We start from the raw sequence: 7,301 nt of genomic DNA, 5'->3' as shown, positions 1-7,301 counted from the left end.
CCCGAGATCGACCGCTTCGCCGCCCTCCTGGAGCAGACCGCCGTCGAGGCCGGCATGTCCCAGCAGTCCCTCGCCTGGGTCGAGGTCACCGAATGCGGCGACGGCCTGTGGTCCCTCGCCGGCGTCCTCGACGACGACACCGGACGCCTGCTGGACAACTACTTCAAGACCGCCGCCCCGCCGCCCCGTCAGGACGAGACCGACACCGATGGGGTCCTGCCCTCCCAGGCCAACCGCAACGCCGAGGCCCTGCATCAGATGGTGGCGGCGGCAGGCACCGACCCGAACGCCCCGGCCCGCCACGGCCACACCGCCACCCTGAACGTGGTCTGCGATGTCGAGACCCTCCAGGGCAAGGACACCGGCCGGGTCGGCACCATCGACGGCCGCCCCGCACCGGTCGAGAAGCTCCGCCTCCTCGCCTGCGAAGCCACCATCATCCCGGTGATCTATGACTACCGGACCAGTGAAGTGGTGGAGCTGGGCAAGGAGATCCGACTCCCGAACGTGCCCCTGCGCCGCAAGCTGGAGCTCGAGCAGCCGGGAGGATGCGCCTGGAACGGGTGCACCCGCCCGGTCTCCTGGTGCGAAGCCCATCACGTGGTCGCCTGGCACGAGGGCGGCCCCACCGATGCGGACAACCTCATCCTCCTCTGCCGGTTCCATCATGGACGGATCCACACGGGCCGTTGGACCATCGCCAAGACCGGCCCCGGACAGGCCCTCATCCGCCGCACCGGATGCACCGACCAGACCCCGTGCCGTCGCTGCCCCGCCTGCGCCGAGGCCGGACTGGTCCCCAAGGCATTGATCGGACGCGACCTGTTCGACACCTTCCCCACCGGCCTGGAGCCCGAGGAATGGGCACCGGAGCTGCGGGACCTGCTCAACGACTACACCCGCTGGGCCATCGACCAAGCACCCATCAAAGCCAAGGCGACAGCAGCCAGCACCCAGGCCACCGGGGACACCATCACCAACAAGGTGAACAAGGCTCAACCGGACACCGAAGACCAAGAGAGCCAGACCCAGCCCGCCGCCCCGAAGACGGCACCGCCGCCGGACATCATGGGCGAGCGGTACTCCGAATTGGACCCCATACCGTTCTTACCCTGCCCTCAGCGGGCCGCCGCTGAGGGGAAGGAGGCCAATACAGCCGCCAAGCTCAGGACCCGCGAGGGACTGAGCCCCTCAGCATGTCCACACCCCCACACACCACCCCAGACGGCCATCCCCACCAGGCAAGACCCCTCACCACTTCCCACCAGCCATCCTCACCGGCTCGACACCGCCTCCACACCGGATCAGCCCACCGGCCGCCTCCGCGCCGACAACGAGCCCCGGCTCCCTCCCAACCCTTCATCGCCGCCCGCCTGAACCTCAACCAGAGCGGTCCGCGCCCGGACCGGCCACCCCGAGCCCTCCCTACCTCCCATCGCCGCCTCGCCTGAAGCCGGGCCGACGACCACCCCGAAGACACAAGGCCACCCCCGCCGCCCTCTCGCCTCGCGGTCGCCGCCGCCTGAAGCCCAATCCAAACCGACTCTGAGCCCGACCTGATCGGCCATTCCAATGGCCGCGGCCAGCTTTCGCCATCGCCGCTAAAATGGGACTATCCCGGCAACCGGTGTGAGCGGCCCCGAGAGACCTGCGGTGACCATCGGAGTCTGTCGCAGCAAGCTTCGACAACCACTACGCCAAACCGTCGTCCTGAGTCTGAGGCACGACAACCGAATCTTGGGTGACCTGCCTCGACCCGATTGCCACAGGACGCAGTCCCACTTGAAGGAAAAGCCGCGCCCGTTCCGGCAAACTCACGGCTGTTGTGTATATCGTCTGCCGCATGAATCATGTTCATCGCAGGTTTCAGAACCCGCCGTCGCGCTCTCACGATACGGTCGCCGAGGTGATCGACCGCGCTCTCGCCGACCGCCGATATGAGCAGGCGGCGATCGATGCTCTCGTCGGAGTCGCACTCGCGGACGTCGATCGCGTTTTCATTGAACATTGTTGCCTGAAGATGGGGAGCAGCACCTCTGCCGGCGCGGCATTCCTCGGCGTTTCCGCTCTGTGTTTGGGCCACGCGGCCCGCAGATTTGGTCGCCTGAGTGCCGAGGCGATCCAACTCGCCGGTGCGCTCGCGGCACGGGCCCGACACGATCCCTCAGACGTGAGCCCGAACGCGGTTGATGGCCTCGGTGACATCACCTGGCACCTGCGCCGGTACAAGAACCGGTGGCACCACGGAAGGCACCGCGTCAGCTCGTGGTGAAACCCAATCGGCACGCAAGCTGTCCGCCATAGGTCGGGCACGCATGAGTTCACCAGGCATCCGTCCGGTGGGAGGCGCCTGAAGCCGCATCCTATCCAACTGACCAACGAGAAATCAGCGGCTCCTGCTCGATTAACTGTGGGAGCACTCCGATTCCCATCTCTGATTCGCTTGAAGCGCAACCAAAAACCATCCCAAAACCGCCCGGCTTCAAGATCTGCTCTCGGCGTCCGATCTCGCGGGCCACCGCCGCGCTTAACAGCCCGAACGCCGATTGGGCTGCTAAAAGGAAGCGCCAAGGCCCGCCTGTGGCACGCTGAGCGCTCCTCGGCACCGTTCTGCACCGCGCCTCACTGGGCTCCACTCACTGCACTCTGCCCACTGCCCTCCGCCCGCTGTTCCCGTCTAGGCGGTGGTCCGTCGTCCGAGGTCCGTTCGGGCTCGATGCCATGCCTGGCGGGTGATCTCGTATCGGACTTCGCCGTGTTCGGTGCCCGGTAGCGGGTCGTCGAAATGCTGGTGGAAGGTGCGCACATAGCGCAGGCCGCACTTCTCCATCACCCGCCGGGAAGCGGTGTTGACGGACATGGTCTCGGCGGTCACCCGCTCTGCGCCAAGATCGGTGAAGGCGCGGTCGACCAGCGCCCTTCCACCCTCGGTCGCCAGCCCCTTCCCCCAATGGGCCCGGCACAGCCGGTACCCCAGCGACGGTGCGGCGGGTCCCTCGGCGGTCACGATCAGGCCGAACCAGCCCAGGAAGGCGCCGCGGTGGTCCTCGGCGGCAAAGCGGCCGTAACCGAGATGGCGCTCGCCCATCGCCACCAGCTCGGCGATCTCCGCCGCCACCGCTTCACGAGCGGGCGGCCGCCGGTCGAGGAACCGCATCACTCCCGGGTCCGCATTGAGTTCGACCAACCGGTCCAGATCGGCCTCTCGCAAGTGGCGCAGCCGCATCCGTTCAGTGGTCAGATAGGGGCTCACCGCGCAAGGCTAGCGCCACCGGCAACGCCGCAGCGTCCTCCCTCATGCGACAGTCTCACATCAAAAACTGTCGGTAGTCCCCTGCACACTCAATGGCAGTCTCTCGAAAGGAAACGAATGAGCAGTTCCGCACTCGATGAACTCGATCGACTCGCCGATGCCGTCATCGCCGTCGCAGGTGCGCGCCATCGCATCCCGCTCGACCGCCTTCTCCGCGAGACGGCCCTCAACGTCCTGATACTCACCAGGATCGCGACCAACATGATCACCACCGGCAAGCCCAGCAACGACAACCGAACCGACGAAATAGACGCCACCTGCGACCGCCTGGCCGACCTCCTGCGCCAAGCCGCTCGCCGACTCCCGAACGGTTGAAGTCTTCAGGCGGTCGACGACGATTCCTGCGGTTCAGGCTTGCTCGGAGCGACGCTCTGTCAGACGGTCCGCCACCGCTCGCAGGTGGTGTTCCTGCACTCCCGCCTTCATCAGATAACCGGTGGCGCCCTCCCAGTGCCGGTCGAGGTGATCGAGCACCGCGAGCATGGTGGCCGGATCGGCGCCTTCGGTGAGCGCGTACTCCGCGGCGATGGCTTCCACACTCGCACCGGCCACCGCCAGGGCGAACGCCGTGAGCACGCCGGTTCGGTCGCGGCCCGCGTGGCAGTGGACCAGCACCGGGCCCGCGGGCGCCTCGGCGAGAGCGGTGAACGCGGCGGCGATCAGATCGGGGGATTCATCGAGCTCGGGGCGATAGTCTTCCGGCGCGGTCGGATCGTAGGTCGGGCTTTCCCTGATGAGGGGCACGTTGCGATAGATCGGATCGTCGGCGAACGGGCTGGCGAACTCGCGCGCCTCCCAGTCGTACCGCAGGTCCAGGATACGGGTGACTCCCAGCTTCCGGACCGCGTCGATGCCGGCCGGAGTGAGCCGGTCGTGGTTGTCGGACCGCAGCAGCGCACCGGCGCGAACCGCGACTGCATCGCCGAGCGGCAGTCCGCCGAGATCACGGGCGTTGAGGCAGTCAGGGAGGTGCAGAGTGGACATACTGCTCCTACGAGAGGGGATGGGGAAGCCGGTAATGCTACTACTCGGCCGATGCCGTTGCCGCATGCCGACAAGGCACGCCTGCCGCATGGCTTTAAGCCACCGGCCAACCGATGAACTCGTCACCGTCCTCGTACACGAGCGAGATGCCAACCGACTCGATGAGCTCTTGGAGGTCTTTCTCCGGGGCTTCGGGAAGGAGGATCGCGAGCCGGGCCGGTTCGGGGCGGATGTGACGCCGGTAGTCGAAGAGCTGACCGATCGCAAGGCGGATCGCATTCCGGCTCGCGGTGCCCTTGGCCTCGTATAGGACACCGTCAGTCCGGTCGAAGACGTCGGTGGGGAACAGCGAGCGAAGTCCGGCGATGCTGATGCCGTATCGCTTGACCTCATGCCGGTGACGTTCCAGGAAGGCGCGGAAGCGCTGCACCAGTTCGGCTTCGCGGCGGCGCACGGAGATCGCCGCAGATGCCTTGCGGGATACCGGTACGCCCGAGTGCCGTTCGGGATCGAGCAGCCGACTCGAAGTCTCGGCGACGGGTTCGAGGGGCGGTGCGGAGTGCATCTCGGTGAGCGTGGTCTCGATCGTCGTCGGCATGTAGTCGATCGGGGGCGGAGCGAAAAGGCCCACCGGCCGCAGCCGGAATACGAACGCGTCCCGCTCGTCCCCGTTCTGGTCCCGGGTCTTCCGTAGTTCGTACGGCTGGAACGCGTCGATTTGATACTCACCGAGGTACTGGTGGAGTTTCGTGCCCGAGCCCTCCACCTTGCCCACCGCGATGAACAGGCGCAGTGCCCGCTCGTCATCCAGGTGATGGAGGATCGCCTTGTTGCCTTTGGTCATCTTGTGCGGCCCCACCTTGCCCTCGCCCGTGTACAGGGCGAACGGCCCGTACTCGTCCTCCTCGTTGAGATAGTCGTAGTAGCCGTACTGCTCGCCTTTGGAGGGGTCCGAGTAGAGCAGCACGTTCGGCGTCGTCGCGGAGGGTTCGATGCCGCTCATCACCCCGCCGCCGAAAAGCCGCTTCAGCTGCTGCCGCGTTCGAATGTCGCCCGGCGCAAGGGCATCTCCGCTCATGACTTCACGGTACCGGTCCATGTAGGAGCATGCCGTATCGGAACGCGGGACCGATCTCGTACCGAACCGGGCAGGCGCGGGCCCCTCCGGAAGCGGATTCGGCGGTGTGCACCGATTCACGGTGGTCCGTGCCCACCTGGGTGCGGTCGGTTGACGGGCCGCTCAGTGCCCTGGTATATCTCCCCTACGCGCCGGTAGGCGTCGCCGTTTTCGAAAGGTGCTCGGGCCATGGACAGTGACGTCATCGTGGTTGGGGCCGGGCTCGCGGGGCTGGTCGCCACTGCCGAGTCGGTCCGGTTGGGGAAGTCCGTCGTGCTCGTCGACCAGGAGGGGCCGCAGTCGCTGGGCGGGCAGGCGTTCTGGTCGTTCGGGGGGCTGTTCCTGGTCGATTCGCCCGAGCAGCGGCGCATGGGGATCCGCGATTCGCGCGACCTCGCCTGGCGCGACTGGCTGGGGAGCGCCGGGTTCGACCGTGCCGAGGACGCGTGGCCCCGCAAGTGGGCCGAGGCGTACGTCGACTTCGCCTCGGGTGAGAAGCGGGCCTGGCTGCACGGGCTGGGCGTGCGGTTCTTCCCCGTCGTGGGGTGGGCCGAGCGCGGGGGCTACACCGCCGAGGGGCACGGGAACTCGGTGCCGCGGTTCCACATCACGTGGGGCACCGGGCCGGGTCTGGTCGAGCCGTTCGCGCGCCTGGTGCGCGAGGCCGTCGACGCGGGGTCGGTCCGGTTCGCGTTCCGGCACCGCGTGGACCGGCTGGAGACCGCGGACGGGGCCGTCACCGGGGTGAGCGGGTCGGTGCTGGCCGATGACGAGGCGCCTCGCGGGGTGTCCACGAGCCGGGAGGCCACCGGTGAGTTCTCGTTCTCGGCGGAGGCCGTGATCGTCACGTCGGGAGGCATCGGCGGGAACTTCGACTTGGTCCGGCGGAACTGGCCCGCGAGGCTCGGGACGCCGCCGGAGCGGATGATCGCCGGGGTCCCGGCCCACGTCGACGGGCGCATGCTCGGGATCGCCGAGGACGCGGGCGCGAGCCTGATCAACCGCGACCGCATGTGGCACTACACCGAGGGCATCGCCAACTGGGATCCCGTCTGGCCGCGCCACGGGATCCGGATCCTACCGGGGCCCTCGTCGCTGTGGCTGGACGCGACCGGGCGGCGGCTGCCCTCGCCGCTGTTCCCCGGTTTCGACACCTTGGGCACGCTCGAGCACATCATGACCACCGGGCACGACTACACGTGGTTCGTCCTGACGCAGAAGATCCTGGAGAAGGAGTTCGCGCTCTCGGGGTCCGAGCAGAACCCGGACTTGACCGGGAAGGACGTCAAGCTGCTGCTCAAGAGGGTGCTGCCGGGAGCGCCGGGGCCGGTGGAGGCGTTCAAGGAGCGCGGGGCCGACTTCACGGTGGCCGACTCACTCGAGAAGCTGGTCGAGGGCATGAATTCGATCACAGACGAGCCGCTGCTGGAGTTCGACACCGTGCGGGAGGCCGTGGTCGGGCGCGATGCCGAGATGGCGAACAAGTTCACCAAGGATCTGCAGGTCACGGCCTTGAGAGGGGCGCGGAACTACCGCGGGGACCGGCTCATCCGGGTGGCCTCGCCGCACCGGCTGCTCGATCCGAAGGCGGGGCCGCTCATCGGGGTGCGGCTCAATATCCTCACGCGCAAGACGCTGGGCGGCCTCCAGACCGATCTGGACGGCCGGGTGCTGCGTGTGGACGGAAAACCCCTGGCGGGGCTCTACGCGGCCGGGGAGGCCGCGGGGTTCGGCGGCGGGGGCATGCACGGCTACCGGTCCCTGGAGGGCACCTTCCTCGGCGGGTGCCTCTTCTCGGGCCGGCAGGCCGCCCGCGGGGTGTCTGACCAGGGCTGACGTGGGCAGGGCATAGGATGCCGACCACATTGGCGCCACTGATGCCCATGG

At 67.8% G+C, this 7,301-nt stretch carries 7 protein-coding genes; 4 read left to right on the top strand and 3 right to left on the bottom strand.

The features are described 5' to 3' along the window. Together H613_RS0112995 and H613_RS26370 are read left to right on the top strand one after the other, a co-directional pair. Positions 1–1,377 (top strand): HNH endonuclease signature motif containing protein (locus tag H613_RS0112995; RefSeq protein WP_026924134.1); only part of this gene is annotated, 1,377 nt, incomplete at its 5' end. A 466-nt stretch (positions 1,378–1,843) separates the two neighbouring features. Further along, positions 1,844–2,272 carry a hypothetical protein gene (locus H613_RS26370; protein ID WP_051393314.1) on the top strand — a complete coding sequence of 143 codons (429 nt, stop codon included), beginning with the start codon at positions 1,844–1,846 and terminating at the stop codon, positions 2,270–2,272. Between the two features lie 405 nt (positions 2,273–2,677). Here the strand turns inward: H613_RS26370 and H613_RS26365 are convergent, their stop codons facing one another. Next, positions 2,678–3,253: a GNAT family N-acetyltransferase gene (locus H613_RS26365; RefSeq protein ID WP_035737966.1), complete on the bottom strand. Its 576-nt coding sequence runs from the start codon at positions 3,251–3,253 to the stop codon at positions 2,678–2,680. Positions 3,254–3,370: 117 nt separating this feature from the next. Here H613_RS26365 and H613_RS0112980 point away from each other — a divergent pair, with 117 nt between their 5' ends. After that, a complete protein-coding gene (locus H613_RS0112980; protein ID WP_026924133.1) occupies positions 3,371–3,628 on the top strand; it encodes a hypothetical protein in 258 nt (85 codons plus the stop codon). Between the two features lie 33 nt (positions 3,629–3,661). Here H613_RS0112980 and H613_RS0112975 read toward each other — a convergent pair whose 3' ends face one another. Continuing rightward, entirely contained in the window at positions 3,662–4,297 is a 636-nt protein-coding gene (locus tag H613_RS0112975; RefSeq protein WP_026924132.1) for a tyrosine-protein phosphatase, read from the bottom strand. 94 nt (positions 4,298–4,391) lie between these two features. After that, positions 4,392–5,375 (bottom strand): SRA domain-containing endonuclease, encoded by a 984-nt coding sequence (locus tag H613_RS0112970; protein WP_156926007.1) that lies wholly within the window; start codon positions 5,373–5,375, stop codon positions 4,392–4,394. Between the two features lie 228 nt (positions 5,376–5,603). Here H613_RS0112970 and H613_RS0112965 point away from each other — a divergent pair, with 228 nt between their 5' ends. Next, positions 5,604–7,250, top strand: a complete 1,647-nt coding sequence (locus H613_RS0112965) for an FAD-binding dehydrogenase (protein WP_026924130.1) — start codon at positions 5,604–5,606, stop codon at positions 7,248–7,250. Positions 7,251–7,301: the final 51 nt, after the last annotated feature.

This window comes from Glycomyces arizonensis DSM 44726 (genome assembly GCF_000482705.1).
In the GTDB taxonomy this organism is placed as follows: Bacteria; Actinomycetota; Actinomycetes; order Mycobacteriales; family Micromonosporaceae; genus Glycomyces; species Glycomyces arizonensis.
Note: the sequence above shows the minus strand (reverse complement) of the source record. Positions and strands in the feature narration are given on the sequence as shown.

What these genes read in the sequence shown, in the direction of transcription:
- H613_RS26370 (WP_051393314.1), top strand. Translation starts at nt 1,844, where the DNA reads ATGAATCATGTTCATCGCAGGTTTCAGAACCCGCCGTCGCGCTCTCAC.
- H613_RS0112965 (WP_026924130.1), top strand. Translation starts at nt 5,604, where the DNA reads ATGGACAGTGACGTCATCGTGGTTGGGGCCGGGCTCGCGGGGCTGGTC.
- H613_RS0112975 (WP_026924132.1), bottom strand. Translation starts at nt 4,297, where the DNA reads ATGTCCACTCTGCACCTCCCTGACTGCCTCAACGCCCGTGATCTCGGC.
- H613_RS0112980 (WP_026924133.1), top strand. Translation starts at nt 3,371, where the DNA reads ATGAGCAGTTCCGCACTCGATGAACTCGATCGACTCGCCGATGCCGTC.
- H613_RS0112970 (WP_156926007.1), bottom strand. Translation starts at nt 5,375, where the DNA reads ATGAGCGGAGATGCCCTTGCGCCGGGCGACATTCGAACGCGGCAGCAG.